The organism is Mucilaginibacter sp. (genome assembly GCF_028288205.1).
GTDB lineage: Bacteria > Bacteroidota > Bacteroidia > Sphingobacteriales > Sphingobacteriaceae > Mucilaginibacter.
Map to the genome: position 1 here is coordinate 1 of NZ_JAQBOD010000033.1, position 18,422 is coordinate 18,422.

Genomic DNA, 18,422 nt, shown 5'->3' on the forward strand with positions numbered 1-18,422 from the left:
TCATCCATTCACGTAAGCTGTTGAATAAATTGACGATGAATTTCATAACAGTGATTTTTATGTCCAATACTAAGGTACGCTGCCTGTATATGTTTATGATGACGTTAATATTATGTTATTGTTAACCTGTCTATACTTACTTTTGTTTCTGTTAACCAACTATATCATGAAAAATTATTTTATCCGCCTGTTTAATTACAATCAATACGTAAATAAAAAAATTGCCGAAACAATTATTACTGCCAATGCTCCCGAAAAACCGGTGCAACTAATGGCGCATTTATTAACGGCAGAACAGGTATGGCTCCGCCGCTGTAAGGGTGAATACCAGTTTAGTGCTGTTTTGTGGCCTAACCTGCAAGCAGCAGAGCTTGACCAAATCATTAATGACAATCACCGGTTATGGGTAAGCTACTTAAACATCATGGACGACACCGCTTTTGAAAAACTTATAACCTATAAAAACTTTTCAGGCTATGAGTTTACAACCAGCGTGACTGATATGATAACCCAGGTAATTAACCATGGTACACATACCCGTGCACAGACAGGTGTGTATTTAAAGCTTGCCGGTATAGAAAAGTTACCGGTAACTGATTTTTCGTTTTATATAAATAGTATAATATAGCACCTACCCTATTATTTTTATAATATTTGCATTCTGAAAACTTCATTCCAAATGAAAAAATTAATTATAGCAGCGTTTGTATGTATGGCCATAAGCGCCTGCATCGATCCAAAAGATAAAGAAAAAGCGATTTTAAATGATGTTATCAAAATTCATGATAAAGTAATGGGTAATGATGAGCGCTTAATGCAAAATAAAATGAAGCTGGACACCTTATCGCGGGTTGATACGCTAACTAAAAAATATAATCCACAAGAAAAAGCGACCATGAAGGCACTCAACTTAAAACTAATTGAGGCTGATAAAGCTATGGAAAACTGGATGCAAAAGTTTGACCCCGAGCAAAAGGGAAAATCGCACGATGAGATAATGGCTTACCTGGCCGATCAGAAAAAACAGATAATGCAGGTTGATTCAATGCTTAACATGGCGGTTAAAGAATCAACCGATTATTTAAATCATCTTAAAAAATAATGATGAAGAAACTTATTGGTGCGGCTGTTATCATCCTGTTATGGAACGCCTGTAAATTTAATGAGCAAAAAACATTGCCCATAGCCGGTAACCGCGATGTAGTTACAAAAACAGCAGATGGCAAAACTGTAACAGATACGGTTTATCAAACTATACCCGCGTTTAAATTTGTTAACCAGTATGGCGATAGTATCACCAACAAAAACCTTGATGGCAATATTTATGTGGCCGATTTCTTTTTTACCACCTGCCCTTCTATATGCCCGGTTATGCACCGCAATATGCTTACGGTTTATAATGCATTTAAAGACGCGGCGGATGTTAAGATCATATCGCATACCATCGACCCTAGTCACGACAGTGTGGCTGTATTAAAAAAATATGCGGATAAGCTGGGCATTGCAGGCAACAAATGGTGGCTGCTGCAAGGCAAAAAAGAAGATACTTACAAACTGGCTGCCAGCTACCTGGTAAGCAGCCCGCAAGTAGATGCAAAGGAAAAATATATACATGATGGTTATTTTATATTGATTGATAAACAAAAACGGATACGCGGCCAATATGACGGCACCGTGCCCGAACAGGTAACCAAACTGATAGAAGATATTAAAACGCTAAAAGCCGAACCCGACCAAACTACCGCTAAATGAAATTAAAAGTTATTAGCGGAATATGCTTGCTATTGGCCGCATTCCTTTATTCATGCCAGAGCGAGGACGAACTGGAGTTTAGCCGTTATTATTCGGCCGGGAATGTTATATACCAAAATAAGTGTCAGAATTGCCATGGTAAAAACGGCGAGGGCCTGTCGGCATTGATACCGCCGCTTACAGATTCTGTTTATCTTAAAGCTCATAAAGACTCCTTATCCTGCTATGTAAAATATGGCTTAAAGGGGAAGATCGCACTTGCTAATAAAACATTTGAAGGCGAAATGCCCGCGAACGACCTCGCACCTATAGAAATTGCCGAAGTGTTAACCTTTGTAACCAACTCATTCGGTAATAAAATGGGGACCATTACATCACAGCATGTTGGTGATGATTTACAGAAGTGTAAATAGTAGGTTATCACGCTGAGGCTCTCGAAGCATGAACGTAAGGCCTGCCCACATGCTTCGACGGAGCTCAGCATGACATCTTCCCGCTCAATTCAACTAAATTCCCTACCTTTACACTGCAAAACGTTCTATCGCTGCTTCGGCCTACGGTCAAAGCGGAGGAAAGTCCGGGCAACACAGAGCATCCTGCTTCCTAACGGGAAGGCGCCCGCAGCGGGCGACAGCAAGTGCCACAGAAAATAAACCGCCTTTCGGGGTAAGGGTGAAAACGTGAGGTAAGAGCTCACGGCTTTTCCGGGCGACCGGGATCGCGGTAAACCTCAGGAGTTGAAAAACCAAATAGGTCCTGAAAGTGGAGCGGCTCGCTCCCGACCCGTATTATGCGGATCGTCAGGATGGGTAGGTTGATTGAACCTGTCAGCAATGGCAGGGCCAGATTAATGATAGAAGTCGTCATTCGGCGAAACAGAACCCGGCTTACAGATTTGCTGCTGATTAAAAAAACACCTCTTCCTAACGGAAGGGGTGTTTTGGTTATTAGTTAATTAGAGATCAGAGATTAGTTTTATCGCGTTGCTAATAACTAATCTCCAATCAACTAATCACTAATCAACTATTGCTTAGCTATCTTATATAACTTACCGCTATCGGTGCCGGCATAAATAGCACCGTCTTTACCGGTAGCAATGCAGCGCCAGCGTTCGTGTTTATCAGCTAATAAACGCTCCTCGCCTACTACTTTATTATTTTCAATAACCACGCGTGCAATATACATTCCGCTTAGTCCGCCTACAAACATGTTGTTTTTCCACTCGGCAATGTTACCAGTATAAAACATCATACAACCCGGCGATATTACCGGGTCCCAATAGTAAACCGGCTGTATGGTGCCTTCTTTTTGTTGTATACCATCATAAACCGGCTTGCCGCTGTATTCAATCCCGTAAGTTACAAAAGGCCAGCCGTAGTTACCACCTGGTTTTATCAAATTGATCTCGTCGCCGCCACGTGGGCCAAATTCAACCTCCCAAAGGCCGCCGGTAACGGGGTTAATAGATAAGCCATCCTGATTGCGGAAACCAAGGGCATATATCTCGGGCTTAGCACCGGCTTTGCCAATAAATGGATTACCCGCAACCGGTTTACCCTCTTTAGTAATGTGGATGATCTTACCGGTGGTGGTGCTCAGGTCCTGCGCTTTTACGCGGATATCATCAGCCATGCGGTCGCCCGAGCTTACAAAAATATTGCCCTGCTTGTCAAACAACAAACGCGATCCAAACTGGCCGGCGCCTTTATAGCGTGGCGAAGCTTCCCAAATCACCTTTACGTCTTCCAATTTAGTTTCATCGGCAGATAGTTTGCCTTTAGCTACAGCCAGAGTAGCTCCTGCGTCGCCCGGTTGGGCGTAGGTCCAGTAAACCATGCGGTTTTTAGTGAAATCAGGGTCAATGTTTACATCAAGCAAACCGCCCTGACCGGCATATTGCACCTCGGGGAAACCGGTAATGGTTTTATCAATTTTACCGTCGGTGGTTAGTATTTGCATTGTTCCGGGCTTACCGCTTATCAGTAAACGGCCATCGGGCAAAACATGTATACCCCACGGACCCTTCAACTCGGTGTTAATTACGGTAACCGTGTACGGCGTTTTGGTTGTAACACCACCAATACGGGTTTGCCCGGCAAAAGCAGGTTTATAGTTGCTGTTAGCTGGTTTTGTTTCTACCGGTTCGCCGGCTTGGGCCATGCAGGCCGCAGTTGCCGATAGCAGGATGGCTCCTAACGCTAACGGCTTATAGAATTTTGATATCATAAGTCAATTTTAGATTAAAGTCACGTAAGTTACAATGTTATCGGCTATATGTTTAATTACCACATGTTTTTTACAGTTTTTTTTGTAGTTGATTGGTACACTCACAACCCGTCATTGCGAGGAACGAAGACAACCGACCAAAGGGAGCTCATTAATACCTTTTAAAAAACAAATAATAACATTAATAATCTCTACGTAGGATATCTAACTGTGCAATAGCAATATTTTCACCAGAATAAATTTATCCTGATTGATTTGCGAGTGCAGAGATTGCTTCGTTCCTCGCAATGACGCTCAGGTATGACTAGCGCAACAATGGCAGCGACAGTGCGCACCCCATTACTTAACATTTTATTAACCTAATATTAACTACAACATAATTTGTATTACATATAATTGAAAATATCAATGCTTTGATTATGGAACGCTATATAAAAGACAGATTACCAGACAACGAACGGCCCGGTACTGAAGAAGAATTTGAGTTGGATTATTGGTCGAACGAGTTTGGCATCAGCAAGGATGAGTTAGTAAAAGCGGTTAAATCCGGCAAAACCTCTACCGAAGCGGTAGAAAAATATGTAAAAGAACTTCAGCTTACCCCCACACTGGCCGAGGTTTAGCATAGCATAACTCCCGAAACGTGTTATTCTGACAGGCTGCGAATTTTTATATTGCGGAACCGGATCTCATCACCATGGTCCTGCAGGAGAATGCGGGTAGCGGCTTTGAGACCGAAACCTGGTACGTTTTTATATTTGCTTTTGGCAATTGCTTCCAGCAACACCGCACTTCCCAGATCAAAACTGACGATCTTGGTGCCATTTAGCCAATGTTCCACATGGTTGCCATGTACTATAATACGTGATTCATTAAATTCCCCGGCCGGTTTTAGTTTTTTGGAATCATTTGGAGGAATAAGCGCATAGAGTGAGCCTGTAGCATGGATCGGGCCGTTTTTCAGTACATCCGGATGTCGTTCATCATCAACCAATTGATATTCAAATGCAACTGCACTGGTCCCATCATCTCCATTATACATCAGCGTTCCCGGTTTATTTTGACGTTCCTGAAGCAGATAATAAACTCCACTATTGCCACCTTGCTGAATGTTCCACTCGAAGCGCAAATCAAAATCCGTAAACATCGCATCAGTCATCAGATCGCCGCCGCCGGTGCGGGGGCGTCCGTTACCTTTGGCGTTTTTCAGACATCCATCTTCAATAGTCCAGCCGCTAAGCGGTTTATCCGTTTGATAATAGCTGCGCCACCCGTTCATAGTCTTGCCATCAAAAAGCAGTTTCCAACCCGCTTCATTTTCAGAAATTGACAACGTGTTGATGGGGGCAGTTGCAACCTGAGCTTGCCCGGAAATCGCTTTAAAAATCAGAAAGGTAAGCATCATAATTCTACCTGATTGCTGCATATTCTTTTTCATTCGATAATTAATTTTTATTTTAACTGATTAGCTATTTCTTATTTTAAAACTTACGGAGAATTAGGTGATGATGCACTTATTTTTTATTGTGCTTATCAAAGGGCAGTAAATAAATTGGGGCATTGGTTATTCAATACTATTAAAAATAGTTGATAAAGAGAAATTATCCCCGGCTGCCGCAAGCGCCTCACTTGTGGTTAGGTGATAGGTTTAGGCAATGCTTATTTATAGTTTAACTTGTATAATTTCCCACAAGCGGGACGCTTGCGGGAACATCAATTCACCACGCCGTCATTCCGAGGAACGAAGACAACCGACCGTAATATCAAGTCACCAACTCACCACCGCGTCATTGCGAGGAACGAAGCAATCTCTATGTAAGCTAATCAACTATGAAAAATCTCAGTCAAGTAACGTGTCATATAGATCATTCCAATCTGGATTTAGCTCGTTAATCAATTGCTGTTTATGCTTTCGGCTGCTCCCCACATCTCCGTTATCACTCACCACGCCGTCATTGCGAGGAACGAAGCAATCTCTACGTAAGCTAATCAGCTATGAAAAATCTCAGTCAAGTAACGAGTCATATAAATCGTTCCAGTCTGGATTTAGGTCGTTAATCAATTGCTGTTTATGCTTTCGGCTGCTTCCTTTTAACGCTTTTTCGGCAGCGATGGCCTCTTCAATATGGGGATAAAACAGATAGTAAACCAGCTTATCACAATTATACCTGGCCGTAAAGCTTTTGGGATAGGTCTTGTTTTTATGATCCCATACCCGGCCTGTTAATTCGGACGTTACGCCGACGTATAAAACCTTATTAAGTTTATTGGTCATGATGTAAACGCAACCCCCTCTTTGAAAAACCATATTGCAAATTAAATAATTTGTCTGATACGCTAAAAAATGAGATTCCGTTTCGTTGAATGTCCTACGTAGAGATTGCTTCGTTCCTCGCAATGACGCTCGGGTATGGGTTGCCCCTTATGCTGCCGCAAGCGTCTCGCTTGTGGTTAGGTGATAGGTTACCACTTGCCCGGTTTATTAACTTGTACAAATTTCCCACAAGCGGGACGCTTGCGGTAGCCTCTTTAAAAAGTCCTTGCGGTAGCAGGGGGATGCTTGCGGTAGCCTCTTAAAAAGCCCTTGCGGTAGCTGTGAAGGGCGAAAGCTTGGTGCTTCATAACCCCCTTCGATCTTACGGTAATTTAGTTATCATTAAATTTATAAGAGACAGAAGTCGGTGAAACAAATAGTCTATATGATGGACATCATTGATTTCTTGTTTGCCTTGCTCAAAATGCCTTATTTGAAAATTATTTCCAATATCTGTTAGTTCTTTAGCTTCTCTATCTAAATGCTTTTCAAGTGGTGCATTGCCATTACTTATAATCTTTATGAGCTGTTCAATGGAAGTTTTCTTATTAATATCGCAATAAGTTTTTATCCGTTCAAATGAATCCCACAATTTTTCTGTGGCTCTAAATCTATCTTGCTCTTTGGGCAGAACAAATGCAGAAGTTGCTTCAATTAATAATTCATTGAGTTTGGCGTCGCTCGTCTTATAGCGAACACTTATCAATTGCCCTAATTCAGGATTTAGTAGACGAATGAATTTCCCCTCTTCAGTGAATTTAAAAGCTATTCCGTTTCTCTCAAATAAAAGGTTGATTTCAAATACAAATTTTTTTCGGAGTACCCCTGTATCTTTAAAGGTTAGATGGTAATGTCCCCAGTAGTCATGCCATTCACCTGTGTTTACTGCATCATACATATTCTGAAAACAAAACTCAATAAAGTCTAAGATGGCAAATGTATCAATGCTATTTTTTTCAAGAGTTGGCTCCTCACCAAAATCACCATAAGACGTAATAAATTCTTCCTTACGGGAAATTGGAATGTCAATTTTGGGAACTAGCGCTTTTAGTTTGTCGTTAAGTAATATATGATTACATCCGGCAATAGCACGGTTGTCCGGACAATTTTCTGGAAAGTTTTTTGAGAATGCGTTTTCAGACAAAAAGCTCTCAAAAATTGCGACAACTCCATTCCATACCAGAATATCTATTTCTTCAACTTTTGCGATCTTCTTACCTAATTCTCTGTCACTAAAAAAAGTCATTATTCCGTTTTTTTGCTCAAAAGTGCAAGTAAAAGATGGAAAAACAGAAATTATTTAAGTTACCTAAGAACTTTAAGCTCAAATGTGGAGGTTAATACAGTTTTCTGATTTTGTGGATTCTGTTTTAACAGTTATTTTAATCCCTATCTTCTTTATTTTTTTTCAATGGTCTTAAATCCGCCATTACGGTAAAGGCAATTTTAGAGATTTTTTCTTTGCCTTCAAGCCAATGAACTTCTACTTGATTGCCTTTAATATCGTTTATCGTCACAGCTAGCCCGGCGTTTAGTTGACCTGTTATATCATATACAATCTGCCCAACATATAAATCATTATCAGTCCTCATTGTCATTATAATTTTCTATTATATAGTGATATGGTTCATCTGGTTTATCATAATAGGTCTTTTGCTTTACTCCATCAATAACCGAAAATCCCAACTCAAAATTTTCAAAATTGATAATCTTCTTTTCTACTGTATTGTAAACCGTGCTGGTGTAAGCATTGCTATTTTTTGTTAATATAAAAACATCGTAACTTGAGTGACTATAATGGCTGAATAACCTGTAACCACCTGCTACCCGTAGGTAAGATTTAATAATCTTCGACATTTTTGCTATCGTGACAGGTTTGTTATTAACATCATCATAACTGTCAGTAATATCCAGAACCTTATATTGTCTTTCTACCTGTTTCATTTTATTAAACGGGAACCATCTCCCATCCTCAAAATCATCTTCACCATAATCGCTCAGTGCCATAAATGAAATATCGTCAGTAGGCAGCATGTTAAGAGATACTTTTAGTTCTTTTTTCGATTGGTCGATATCAATCACTGTACCAGTAAGTAGGTAACCATCCCCATCTTCGTCAAAGTATTCTTCGTCAATCCAAACGTAGTCACCTACGTAAATCTCAATATCTCCCATTATTCATGATAAGCTTGTGAAGTTATGATATAACAAATAAAAATCAAATTGAAGGTACTTCTAAATTTTTAATATCTGTTAATAAGCCTAATTTTTAAAATAAATTTCCCCCCGCTATCCGTAGTATTCCCCCGCTGTCCGTAGTATCCCCATAACGCTGTCCGAATGTCTCCGACTTCGGACAATTATGCATGTAGTTTACAAAACAGCACGCAAAGCTTATATCTATAGCATAGCGCGCCGTCTATTTACAGGTGAAAGCACAATAGTCCGAAGACTATTTATATAGTGGTCCGAAGTCGGAGACATTTCGGACAGCGGTTAAAGATAGACATGAATATGCCGCCCGTCGGCTCATGCTGCATACTCGCCCAGAAGAGGCGTACTCGTGACTATTTTGCACATTTGATTAGCTTACGTAGAGATTGCTTCGTTCCTCGCAATGACGCTTTGAGAAAAAAGCTCCCTCTCCAACCGCTTCACCAACCTGAACACCGTAACATACGATATCCCCATTTCGGCAGCAATGGCGCGCAGGGTATGGCCCTGGCTATGCAGTTGGGTTATGCGGTCCTCGGTGGCTTTGCGGTGCTGCTCGGTATAGTGCAGCAGGTGGGCGGTCTCGGTATCGTGGGTGGTAAACTCGAAGTGCAAAAAGTTATAGGGCTTTATCATACGGCATAGGCACACATTATCGTAGCCGTAAACTTGGCTGCCACTGCGTTGTTTAATCTGTTTAAGATACCGCATACCGGCGCTGGTCTGGCTTTCGCCAATGGCAAAGGCGCTATCGGCAAAATTGATGAGCATTTTACTGCCTTGCAGATCATTACGACTTATGGGTTTTGCGGGGTTACGCTTGGGCGTATGCGCCAACACCAATATAGACAGGCCGTAACGGTGCTTAATGGCCTGCAGCTTACTCATCAGGTTTACGGCACTGGCGGCAGCCTCGGTACCGCTGCGCAGGCAGGTAATGTTATCAATAATCAAAATGCGGGCGCCGCTGGTGATTAATACATTTTCGATAGCATTGTTGAGGTAGTCGGCATAGCTACCAAATTTGCGCGCGCCATCCGCATCGGGGTTAAAAACAAGGCGGGTAAAACCAGGGCCAAAGTTATAATTACCGTGAATGTCGCTGCTATAGCGCTTTCTGAACTGCGCGGCGCTCAGCTCAAAATCAAAGTATAGCACCTTTTCGGGCTTGCCGGCCGCGCCAAAGCCGGGGATGGGTTCGCCCCTGCTCAGGCTATCGCCTATCTGCACCGCCAGGATAGATTTACCCACGTTGGTATCGGCAAACATAATGCAAAGTTCGCCCCGGTACCAAAAATCGCCAAACAGCGTGGCTGTGGCATCCTGGCTATCGTTGGGTGTTTGCAGCCAGTCGGCAGCGGGTTTCATAATAAAAGCATCTCTGCTATCGGCAGGACTTCGCAAAAGTTCATCCAATTGGTTGTTTTGTTTGGTGGTTAAGGGTTTGTGCGCCATAGAACGGATCAGCTCGATCTCTATCGGCCGCGCCGAAGAGTACGCGGGTGTGTTATAGTTATTCATGATTTGCAAAGATTTTTATGCAAGATACCCAGCCTTGTGCACAGTAATGGTGACATTACTTTGTCAGTACACTGCAAACAGCCTTGTTTCACTACGCAAAAACGTCCCGAAAATCTTGTTTCACCACTTCCAAAAGTGTCTATTTGCAATTAATTGATAATCAAAATAATACTTTAATTTTACACTTAAAAAAACAGACGGATAAGTTGTTACATTTTGTTACATCACTTTTTGGTAGTTTGTTTATTATCAATAGGTTAAGTCGAAATCTTGTTTCACTTGTTACATTTTGTTTCACATTCGCGTGAAACAAACATGGGGTGAGGACGACCTAACGTCTACCTATCGCGGGGACTCACCCCGACATCGCTACGCTCGTCGACCCTCTCTTCCGCAAGCGGGAAAGAGGGTTGTTTTTTTGGGGATTATTAACCCTCTTTCCGCCAAAGGCGAAGAGAGGGTCGCGCACGAAGTGCCGCGGGGTGAGTCCCCGGCGCGCGTTCATAACCGCCATGCCGCGTTAAGGATTGAAGCGGATACCGGCCCGTGATTAAGGCCTGAAGGCGTATGAGCGGAAAGCCTGACCCGCAAGGGAACGCCCTAATTAGTGGTTAGAGATTGAAAATTAGAGATTAGTCCTGCCGCGTGACAAAGCGATAAACAACCAACCTTCAATCACCAATCTTCACCTCCTTAAAATAAAAATCACACCCAACCCAAACAACTCCCGCAAAAAAGTGTTTAGTTTCCTATACAAATCCTATATTAGTAAACGTTACTATAACTTATCATTGAATAACACACCACATGGCTAAAATTTTGATTATTGACGATGAGCGGGCAATCCGCAACACCCTGCGCGAAATACTGGAATATGAAGATTATGAAGTTGAAGACGTAGACAATGGCATTGACGGTTTAGAACTGATCCGTAAAAATGATTACGATCTTATCCTCTGCGATATAAAAATGAACCGTATGGACGGCATGGAGGTGCTAAGCGAAGGTTTAGCTATTAAACCAGATCTTCCCTTCATCATGATATCGGGCCACGGCACAGTGGAAACAGCTGTCGAGGCCAGCAAAAAAGGGGCCTTTGATTTTATATCAAAACCACCGGATCTTAATCGCCTGCTAATTACCGTACGTAACGCGTTAGACCGCGGAAGCCTGGTTGTTGAAACCAAAGTATTAAAACGCAAGGTTTCAAAAGTGCGCCCCATTTTGGGGGACTCTATTCCTATTGCAAAAATAAAAGAAACTATAGAGCGTGTTGCCCCTACTGATGCGCGCGTATTAATAACCGGCGCAAACGGCAGTGGCAAGGAGCTGGTGGCCCGCTGGCTGCACGAAAAATCAAACCGCGCCAACGCGCCTTTAATTGAGGTTAACTGCGCGGCTATCCCATCTGAATTAATTGAAAGCGAATTATTCGGTCACGAAAAGGGTTCATTTACATCGGCTATTAAACAGCGTATTGGCAAGTTTGAATCAGCATCAGGCGGTACGCTTTTTATGGATGAGATTGGCGATATGAGCCTGTCGGCACAGGCAAAAGTATTGCGTGCCTTACAGGAAAATAAAATAACCCGCGTTGGCGGCGAAAAAGAAATAGAAGTTGATGTACGCGTTGTAGCAGCCACTAACAAAGATCTGTTAAAAGAAATTGAGGCCGGTAATTTCCGTATGGACCTTTACCACCGCCTAAGTGTTATTTTGATACATGTACCACCGTTGACTGAACGTAAAGACGATATAACACTGCTTACCCAAAACTTTTTAGAAGAAATATGCAGCGACTATAGCATGCCACTTAAAAAGATATCAGATGGCGCCTTAGAGGCGCTGAGAGCTTTACCGTGGACAGGTAATATACGTGAGCTTAGAAATATGGTAGAGCGCTTGATCATCCTGAGTGATAAAACCATTACCGAGGAAGACGTTAAGGCTTTTGCCAACCCATCGGCACCTGTAGCTGCTTTACCAGAAACTGCTGCCCCGCAAACAGATTTTAACCAGTTTAAAAACTTCCAGGAATATAAAGATTTTGCCGAACGGGAATACATCAAATTTAAGCTGGAAAAAAACAACTGGAACGTATCAAAAACCGCGGATGATATTGATATACAACGTAGCCACCTTTACAGCAAAATAGAGAAATACGGATTGAAAAGAGGCGAATAAAATAATGAGTAATTGATTGAATGAGTGAATGAGTGATTTTTTATTCGCAGTCTTTTAATTTTGTAACAGTTGCAGTTAAACCGTATCTTAGTTATAGAATAAAATCAAACTCCATATTTATTCATCAAACCAAACACACCATGAAAAAATTATCATTTGTAATTGTTTTATTAACAATTACCTGCACTTCTGTTTTTGCGCAGCTGACCAAAGAACAAGCTATTGGCGAATGGAAACGTGCCAAGCTTTACACAAAAGCCTATTTGGATGCTATGCCTGCAGATGGCTACACTTTTAAAGCAACACCCGAGGTACGCACCTTCGCACAACAAATGCTGCATTTAGCAGATGCTAATTATTATTTCCTTTCGGTAGCAAGTGGTAAAGAAAGTCCGTTAGGTAAAACATCAGCAGAAAAAACTGTAGCACAAACCAAGGACGCTACCACAAAAGCGGTTATGGACAGCTATGATTTTTCTATTGCTGCAGTAGAAAGCATTCCTGTTGATAAGATGCAGGAAACAGCAACTGCCGAGGGAATGAAAATGCCCAAAGCACTAATATTAGCCAAAGCGTTTGAGCACCAGACACATCACCGCGGGCAAACAACCGTGTACCTGCGTTTAAAAGGTGTAAAACCTCCGGCAGAAATGTTATTTTAAGTAAAAAATAAAATAACTAATTTTATTAAAGACTTACTGAGTTGAAACTTAGTAAGTCTTTTTAATTTTATACAATTACTAATTTATCAGCTTATGAAAACCGACACCTATACCAAAATTGTACTGACCATTATTGCCATAGCATTGACAGCTAATTTATTTAAAGGTATTATTACGCCTGCAGTGGCCGATAGCCGGCATTATGTCTCTATCCCGCTTAATGCAGATGGAACCATAAATGTTAATGTAAAACATGCAGATGGCCCTATGGATGTTAAAATAAAAGATGTTGATCCATATGCTTTCAGGAACGTATCGCCTATACCGGTAAGATCTAATTAAAGATTTAATTGGAATTTGCTAATATTTTTAGCAAATTTGTTAAGTGAATCAAAATAGTGTTGAAGTAAAGACCGAATCGCGGGTACTGTTTATTGATATGAACAGCTACTTTGCCCGTTGCGAACAGCAAGCCAACTACTGGCTGCGCGGCAGGCCGGTAGGCGTTTGTGTTTATACCGGCAAATATGGCTGTGTTATTTCCCTGTCGACAGAGGCTAAAGCACGCGGTTTAAAGGCAGGAATGCGTTTAAATGATGCCATGGCTATTTGTCCTGATTTAGTTCCGGTAGAGAGCAACCCTGCCCGCTACCGCGAGTATCATACCAGGATCATTAACCTGTTACTCACCTACTGTAAAGATGTAGTTGCCAAAAGTATTGACGAAGCTATCATCAACCTGGGTCATTATAATCATCTTGACCCCTTAACCGTAGCCAAACAAATAAAACAAGATATTTTAGACAATGTTGGCGATTGGCTTACCTGCTCGGTTGGCATAGCCCCTAACGCTTTCCTGGCCAAACTGGCATCTGTTCGCGGGAAGAAGCTGGATGGCCTGTTAATGATCACCCACCAAAACATTGATGATGTTTTACGTCCATTGAAACTGGGTGACATGCCCGGCATAGGTGCTAATATGAGTTACAGACTGGAGCGTGCCGGTATAAATACACCGCTCCAGATGCGCTATGCCGGGCCCGATAAGTTAAAGTCGATTTTTAAAGGCATTGAGGGAATTTACTGGCATTATCGCCTAAATTTCATTGAAACCAATATAGCAGCGCACGATTACCGCGGCATGCAGGCCATGCGGCAGATATCAAAAGAAAAAAGGCAAAACATCAGCTATATTGACCAGCTATTCATGACGCTTTGCCTAACGTTGGAAAAGCGGATGGTGAACCATAAGTTTTATTGCAAGTCGGTAGGTTTTACAGCCAGATATGAGGATGGTACCCGCTGGGATGATGCCTTTACCATTACTACGCCTGTGCAGGATGCGATTAGCCTGATGCAGATGATACGCATACGGGTAGATAAGTTTGAAAAACTAACCGGGACGGGCCCCATTTTTAATACCGAAATAAACAGCATGCGGGTAGCGGTTACCAACTTTGTAAATAACGGCAACATGCTTTACAGTTTGTTTGAAGATATGGACCGCAAAGAAACCGCGCTAAAAACTATGCATGAGATTAAAGACAAGTTTGGTTCTGATAAACTAATACGTGCTATTGAAATGACCGATGGCAAAGTGATAAAAGATGTGATCGGCTTTGGTTCGGTGAAGGATTTGACGGAGCTGGATTATAAGGCGTGATAGGTTATGAAAGTGTTTCACAAAATAATGAAACACATGAAACACTATTTTATGTTAACCTATTGATATATAGCAATTTGTAAAAATGAGTGAAACACTTTGAAACAGTACAAATACTTTAGGTAAAATAGCACAAATGGCTTATAATAAGTATTTTATGCTGTTTTATGGTTTTTTGTAAATATAGCGTGAAACACCTGATGAGAAACAGCAGTTTTTACCTATTTCAGGACGAGACAAAACTTCGTAAGCCTTAGCTATACTATTAATTCAACAACTTCTTTTTCTGGCTATCATACTCAGCCTTTGTAATTGCGCCTGCGTCAAGCAAGCCTTTTAATTTCTTGATCTCATCTGCCACAGAAGCTACCGGTTTAGCGGTAGCTGTAGTTGCACAGGGTTTAACTTCGCAGGCTGCAATGGCATCATCAATAAATACAGAGTAGCGTATAAAACCACCCGGATTTACACTGAACATATATTTATCAATACCATTTATAGTGGTTTTACGCATACTTTTAATAACAGCAGCTCCATTAGCGTACTCTTTAGGCAAATTGTGGCCGCCACGCGGGTTGGGCACCATTCTTTCTTCTAAATATAAAAACGAGCCATCGGCTTTTGTTCCCCTGTCAAGGCGCACGGTATCGCCTATATGGTAAGTAATACCGTTAGTGGCTTTATATTCTGTTATTTGCGCCTTGCCTAAACATGGCACTAATAATGAGACTATGAATAATATTTTTTTCATGTGATGGTTTATAACACTGTTTTCCAAGTTAGCTAAATCATTCAAACAATACTAATTTATCGCCCAAAAAAGCTATTTTTGCGGCTGAATGAAGCACATACGTAATTTTTGTATAATAGCACATATTGACCACGGAAAAAGTACGCTTGCCGATAGGTTATTAGAATATACCGGCACCATTACCCAACGCGAAAGCCAGGCGCAACTGCTTGACGATATGGATTTGGAGCGTGAGCGTGGTATCACTATAAAGAGCCATGCCATACAAATGGATTATGAGCTTGACGGGCAGAAATACATATTGAACCTGATTGATACACCGGGCCACGTTGATTTTTCGTACGAAGTATCCCGCTCCATAGCTGCCTGCGAAGGCGCTTTGCTGATAGTGGATGCCGCGCAGGGTATACAGGCACAAACCATATCTAATCTTTATTTAGCTTTAGAGAATGACCTGGAGATCATCCCGGTACTAAACAAAATGGACCTGCCCGGCGCTATGCCCGAGGAGGTTAAGGACCAGATTGTGGAGCTGATAGGTTGCAAACGCGAGGAGATTTTAGCCGCATCCGGCAAAACAGGTTTAGGTGTGCACGATATTTTACGTGCTATTGTTGAGCGTGTCCCTGCCCCTGTCGGCGATCCGGAAGCGCCATTACAGGCGTTGATATTTGATTCGGTTTATAACTCGTTCCGCGGTATTGTGGCCTATTTTAAAGTAGTTAATGGCGAAATACGCAAAGGCGACCGTGTGAAATTTTTCGCTACCGAAAAGCAATATATAGCAGAAGAAGTTGGTACGCTAAAATTAAAGCAATTACCAAAAGACGTAATTAAAACCGGCGATGTTGGGTATATCATATCGGGCATTAAAGAATCGCGCGAGGTAAAGGTTGGGGATACGATAACTACTATCGCCCGTCCGTGCGAAACCGGTATTCAGGGCTTTGAGGAAGTAAAACCCATGGTATTTGCCGGTATTTATCCTGTTGATACGGATGACTATGAAGAACTGCGCGAATCGATGGCTAAATTACAGTTGAACGATGCGTCGCTGGTTTTTGAGCCGGAATCATCCGCGGCTTTAGGCTTTGGTTTCCGTTGCGGGTTCCTGGGCATGCTGCACATGGAAATTATCCAGGAGCGGTTAGAGCGTGAATTTGATATGACGGTAATTACTACCGTACCAAACGTATCATACCTTGCTTACTCCACCAAAGGCGAAGAAATTATAGTTAATAATCCGTCTGATCTGCCCGATCCAAGTAAAATTGACCGTGTAGAAGAGCCATATATTAAAGCTACCATCATTACTAAATCTGAATTTGTTGGGTCGGTAATGTCACTTTGTATACAGAAACGTGGGTTTATAAAGAACCAATCTTATTTAACTTCAGACCGTGTGGAACTGGTGTTTGAAATGCCAATGGGCGAGATAGTTTTTGATTTTTATGATAAGCTAAAAACCATATCAAAAGGTTATGCTTCGTTTGATTATCACCAGATAGGTTATCGTACAAGCGATTTGGTGCGTTTGGATATCAAATTAAATTCCGAGCCTGTTGATGCTTTATCATCATTGATCTTCAGGGGTAACTCGTACGATTTTGGCAAGAAGATCTGCGAGAAGCTGAAAGAACTTTTACCGCGCCAGCAGTTTGAAATTGTTATACAGGCATCAATAGGTGCCAAGATCATTGCCCGCGAAACAGTGAAGGCAATGCGAAAGGATGTTACCGCCAAGTGTTATGGGGGTGATATATCGCGTAAACGCAAGCTGTTAGAGAAACAGAAAAAAGGTAAGAAACGCATGCGTCAGGTTGGTAACGTAGAGATACCACAGAGCGCGTTTATGGCGGTATTGAAATTAGGTTAAATATGGGGCATTGTTTCGATCGTCATTGCGAGGAACGAAGCAATCTCTACACATGCTAATCAAAAAGGAAAAATTATTTTAATGGCGAAAGCCCTATTTATAAAATTGCGTACAAGCCTATCTCTTTAGAGATTGCTTCGTTCCTCGCAATGACGCTTTAATAGTAAATACATGCAGCTCTTAGACGGAAAATACGTATCAGAAAAACTTAAGGTTGAAATAGCTACCGAAGCAGCTAAAATATTAGCAGATACCGGGCGCAAACCACACTTAGTAGCTGTACTGGTTGGCCATGATGGCGGCAGCGAAACCTATGTTGCCAGCAAGATAAAAAACTGCGAAAACGTAGGCTTTAAATCAAGCCTGGTGCGCTATGAGGATACGGTTACCGAAGAAGAGCTGCTTAAAAAAGTAGAAGAGCTAAATGCTGATACTGATATTGACGGCATTATTGTTCAGCTTCCACTACCCAAACATATCGATCCTGAAAAAGTAACGGAACGTATAGACTATCGTAAAGATGTTGATGGCTTTCACCCTGTTAATTTAGGGCGTATGCAGCGTAATCTGCCCTCATTCATTCCCGCTACCCCTTATGGTATTACTTTGATGCTAAAGGAATACGGCATTGAAACACAAGGCAAGCATTGTGTGGTGGTTGGTCGCAGTAATATTGTAGGCTCGCCTATGAGCATATTAATGGCGCGTAACACCTATCCGGGCAACTGTACCGTAACTATTTGCCATAGCCGTACACCTGATATTAAAAACTTTACTTTACAGGCTGATATAATGATCGTTGCCATTGGCAAAAAGAATTTTATTACTGCCGATATGGTAAAAGATGGCGTGGTAGTGATAGATGTAGGTATGAACAGAGAAACATCAATGGTAACAAAGTCAGGCTTTAAGCTTTATGGCGATGTTGATTTTGAAAACGTTGCCCCTAAATCATCATGGATAACCCCTGTACCCGGCGGGGTGGGTTTGATGACTATTATAGGGTTACTGAAGAATACTTTAGCGTCGGCTAAGAAAGAGGTTTACGGCTAAGAGCGTTGTCATTTCGACCAACGGGAGAAATCTATACATCGACTTGACACAGTTTGACAGGTGTATAGATCTCTCACTACGTTCGATTTCTATGATCTAAACAACTAATTTACAATAATTTTTTTCGTAGGGTCTGTTCTGATTAACGCAGGCAAATATCCGTAAGATGAGTTTGTTTCTGACTGCATTTATCACACTCATTTTAT

19 protein-coding genes and 1 other RNA gene are annotated in these 18,422 nt (G+C 41.7%); 12 read left to right on the forward strand and 8 right to left on the reverse strand.

From position 1 onward, the window contains the following. The first annotated feature begins 166 nt into the window (after positions 1 to 166). From JWR23_RS07065 to rnpB, 5 genes are all read left to right on the forward strand, one after another. A complete protein-coding gene (locus JWR23_RS07065; protein ID WP_299514718.1) occupies positions 167 to 628 on the forward strand; it encodes a DinB family protein in 462 nt (153 codons plus the stop codon). Between the two features lie 51 nt (positions 629 to 679). Beyond that, a complete protein-coding gene (locus JWR23_RS07070) occupies positions 680 to 1,102 on the forward strand; it encodes a hypothetical protein (protein ID WP_299514720.1) in 423 nt (140 codons plus the stop codon). After that, positions 1,102 to 1,752, forward strand: a complete 651-nt coding sequence (locus JWR23_RS07075; protein ID WP_367277524.1) for an SCO family protein — start codon at positions 1,102 to 1,104, stop codon at positions 1,750 to 1,752. Before JWR23_RS07070 ends, JWR23_RS07075 begins: the two co-directional genes overlap by 1 nt. Next, positions 1,749 to 2,165: a cytochrome c gene (locus JWR23_RS07080; RefSeq protein WP_299514722.1), complete on the forward strand. Its 417-nt coding sequence runs from the start codon at positions 1,749 to 1,751 to the stop codon at positions 2,163 to 2,165. Before JWR23_RS07075 ends, JWR23_RS07080 begins: the two co-directional genes overlap by 4 nt. Positions 2,166 to 2,277: 112 nt before the next feature. Next, an RNA gene (gene rnpB, locus JWR23_RS07085) (RNase P RNA component class A) lies at positions 2,278 to 2,658 on the forward strand. Between the two features lie 117 nt (positions 2,659 to 2,775). Here rnpB and JWR23_RS07090 read toward each other — a convergent pair. Then, complete coding sequence (locus tag JWR23_RS07090; RefSeq protein WP_299514723.1) at positions 2,776 to 3,978, reverse strand: PQQ-dependent sugar dehydrogenase; 1,203 nt, start codon at positions 3,976 to 3,978, stop codon at positions 2,776 to 2,778. Between the two features lie 419 nt (positions 3,979 to 4,397). Here JWR23_RS07090 and JWR23_RS07095 point away from each other — a divergent pair, with 419 nt between their 5' ends. Further along, positions 4,398 to 4,601, forward strand: coding sequence for a DUF3606 domain-containing protein (locus JWR23_RS07095; RefSeq protein ID WP_299514726.1), 204 nt, complete (start codon positions 4,398 to 4,400; stop codon positions 4,599 to 4,601). Between the two features lie 23 nt (positions 4,602 to 4,624). On the opposite strand, the gene JWR23_RS07100 is transcribed toward JWR23_RS07095, so the two are convergent. The 6 genes from JWR23_RS07100 to JWR23_RS07125 form a co-directional block, all read right to left on the reverse strand. Further along, positions 4,625 to 5,416, reverse strand: a complete 792-nt coding sequence (locus JWR23_RS07100; protein WP_299514728.1) for a DUF1080 domain-containing protein — start codon at positions 5,414 to 5,416, stop codon at positions 4,625 to 4,627. A 567-nt stretch (positions 5,417 to 5,983) separates the two neighbouring features. After that, positions 5,984 to 6,286: a GIY-YIG nuclease family protein gene (locus JWR23_RS07105; RefSeq protein ID WP_299514730.1), complete on the reverse strand. Its 303-nt coding sequence runs from the start codon at positions 6,284 to 6,286 to the stop codon at positions 5,984 to 5,986. Between the two features lie 328 nt (positions 6,287 to 6,614). Beyond that, the gene (locus JWR23_RS07110; RefSeq protein WP_299514732.1) at positions 6,615 to 7,538 is read right to left on the reverse strand and encodes an AbiJ-NTD4 domain-containing protein; all 924 of its coding nucleotides are present in this window, start codon (positions 7,536 to 7,538) and stop codon (positions 6,615 to 6,617) included. A gap of 136 nt (positions 7,539 to 7,674) precedes the next feature. Then, complete coding sequence (locus JWR23_RS07115; RefSeq protein WP_299514734.1) at positions 7,675 to 7,884, reverse strand: hypothetical protein; 210 nt, start codon at positions 7,882 to 7,884, stop codon at positions 7,675 to 7,677. Next, complete coding sequence (locus tag JWR23_RS07120; protein ID WP_299514736.1) at positions 7,874 to 8,467, reverse strand: hypothetical protein; 594 nt, start codon at positions 8,465 to 8,467, stop codon at positions 7,874 to 7,876. Before JWR23_RS07120 ends, JWR23_RS07115 begins: the two co-directional genes overlap by 11 nt. 414 nt (positions 8,468 to 8,881) lie before the next feature. Beyond that, positions 8,882 to 10,027: an AAA family ATPase gene (locus JWR23_RS07125; protein ID WP_299514738.1), complete on the reverse strand. Its 1,146-nt coding sequence runs from the start codon at positions 10,025 to 10,027 to the stop codon at positions 8,882 to 8,884. Between the two features lie 807 nt (positions 10,028 to 10,834). On the opposite strand from JWR23_RS07125, the gene JWR23_RS07130 reads away from it, so the two are divergent. The 4 genes from JWR23_RS07130 (at position 10,835) to JWR23_RS07145 (ending at position 14,536) form a co-directional block, all read left to right on the forward strand. Then, positions 10,835 to 12,211 carry a sigma-54 dependent transcriptional regulator gene (locus JWR23_RS07130; protein WP_299514740.1) on the forward strand — a complete coding sequence of 459 codons (1,377 nt, stop codon included), beginning with the start codon at positions 10,835 to 10,837 and terminating at the stop codon, positions 12,209 to 12,211. Positions 12,212 to 12,351: 140 nt separating this feature from the next. Then, a complete protein-coding gene (locus JWR23_RS07135) occupies positions 12,352 to 12,873 on the forward strand; it encodes a DinB family protein (RefSeq protein ID WP_299514742.1) in 522 nt (173 codons plus the stop codon). A 93-nt stretch (positions 12,874 to 12,966) separates the two neighbouring features. Continuing rightward, the gene (locus tag JWR23_RS07140) at positions 12,967 to 13,215 is read left to right on the forward strand and encodes a hypothetical protein (RefSeq protein ID WP_299514744.1); all 249 of its coding nucleotides are present in this window, start codon (positions 12,967 to 12,969) and stop codon (positions 13,213 to 13,215) included. Between the two features lie 43 nt (positions 13,216 to 13,258). Then, positions 13,259 to 14,536, forward strand: a complete 1,278-nt coding sequence (locus JWR23_RS07145; protein WP_299514746.1) for a DNA polymerase IV — start codon at positions 13,259 to 13,261, stop codon at positions 14,534 to 14,536. A gap of 265 nt (positions 14,537 to 14,801) precedes the next feature. Here JWR23_RS07145 and JWR23_RS07150 read toward each other — a convergent pair whose 3' ends face one another. Beyond that, positions 14,802 to 15,287, reverse strand: a complete 486-nt coding sequence (locus JWR23_RS07150; RefSeq protein ID WP_299514747.1) for an SHOCT domain-containing protein — start codon at positions 15,285 to 15,287, stop codon at positions 14,802 to 14,804. An 88-nt stretch (positions 15,288 to 15,375) separates the two neighbouring features. Between JWR23_RS07150 and lepA the strand changes: the two genes are divergently transcribed. Then, the gene (gene lepA / locus JWR23_RS07155; RefSeq protein ID WP_299514749.1) at positions 15,376 to 17,163 is read left to right on the forward strand and encodes a translation elongation factor 4; all 1,788 of its coding nucleotides are present in this window, start codon (positions 15,376 to 15,378) and stop codon (positions 17,161 to 17,163) included. 171 nt (positions 17,164 to 17,334) lie between these two features. Further along, a complete protein-coding gene (locus tag JWR23_RS07160; RefSeq protein WP_299514751.1) occupies positions 17,335 to 18,216 on the forward strand; it encodes a bifunctional 5,10-methylenetetrahydrofolate dehydrogenase/5,10-methenyltetrahydrofolate cyclohydrolase in 882 nt (293 codons plus the stop codon). The last annotated feature ends 206 nt before the right edge of the window (positions 18,217 to 18,422 follow it).

Coding starts and splice junctions, on each gene's coding strand:
- JWR23_RS07090 (WP_299514723.1), bottom strand. CDS start 3,978: ATGATATCAAAATTCTATAAGCCGTTAGCGTTAGGAGCCATCCTGCTA.
- JWR23_RS07135 (WP_299514742.1), top strand. CDS start 12,352: ATGAAAAAATTATCATTTGTAATTGTTTTATTAACAATTACCTGCACT.
- JWR23_RS07110 (WP_299514732.1), bottom strand. CDS start 7,538: ATGACTTTTTTTAGTGACAGAGAATTAGGTAAGAAGATCGCAAAAGTT.
- JWR23_RS07115 (WP_299514734.1), bottom strand. CDS start 7,884: ATGAGGACTGATAATGATTTATATGTTGGGCAGATTGTATATGATATA.
- JWR23_RS07075 (WP_367277524.1), top strand. CDS start 1,102: ATGATGAAGAAACTTATTGGTGCGGCTGTTATCATCCTGTTATGGAAC.
- JWR23_RS07130 (WP_299514740.1), top strand. CDS start 10,835: ATGGCTAAAATTTTGATTATTGACGATGAGCGGGCAATCCGCAACACC.
- JWR23_RS07150 (WP_299514747.1), bottom strand. CDS start 15,287: ATGAAAAAAATATTATTCATAGTCTCATTATTAGTGCCATGTTTAGGC.
- JWR23_RS07080 (WP_299514722.1), top strand. CDS start 1,749: ATGAAATTAAAAGTTATTAGCGGAATATGCTTGCTATTGGCCGCATTC.
- JWR23_RS07105 (WP_299514730.1), bottom strand. CDS start 6,286: ATGGTTTTTCAAAGAGGGGGTTGCGTTTACATCATGACCAATAAACTT.
- JWR23_RS07095 (WP_299514726.1), top strand. CDS start 4,398: ATGGAACGCTATATAAAAGACAGATTACCAGACAACGAACGGCCCGGT.
- JWR23_RS07070 (WP_299514720.1), top strand. CDS start 680: ATGAAAAAATTAATTATAGCAGCGTTTGTATGTATGGCCATAAGCGCC.
- JWR23_RS07065 (WP_299514718.1), top strand. CDS start 167: ATGAAAAATTATTTTATCCGCCTGTTTAATTACAATCAATACGTAAAT.
- JWR23_RS07140 (WP_299514744.1), top strand. CDS start 12,967: ATGAAAACCGACACCTATACCAAAATTGTACTGACCATTATTGCCATA.
- lepA (WP_299514749.1), top strand. CDS start 15,376: ATGAAGCACATACGTAATTTTTGTATAATAGCACATATTGACCACGGA.
- JWR23_RS07120 (WP_299514736.1), bottom strand. CDS start 8,467: ATGGGAGATATTGAGATTTACGTAGGTGACTACGTTTGGATTGACGAA.
- JWR23_RS07160 (WP_299514751.1), top strand. CDS start 17,335: ATGCAGCTCTTAGACGGAAAATACGTATCAGAAAAACTTAAGGTTGAA.
- JWR23_RS07125 (WP_299514738.1), bottom strand. CDS start 10,027: ATGAATAACTATAACACACCCGCGTACTCTTCGGCGCGGCCGATAGAG.
- JWR23_RS07100 (WP_299514728.1), bottom strand. CDS start 5,416: ATGAAAAAGAATATGCAGCAATCAGGTAGAATTATGATGCTTACCTTT.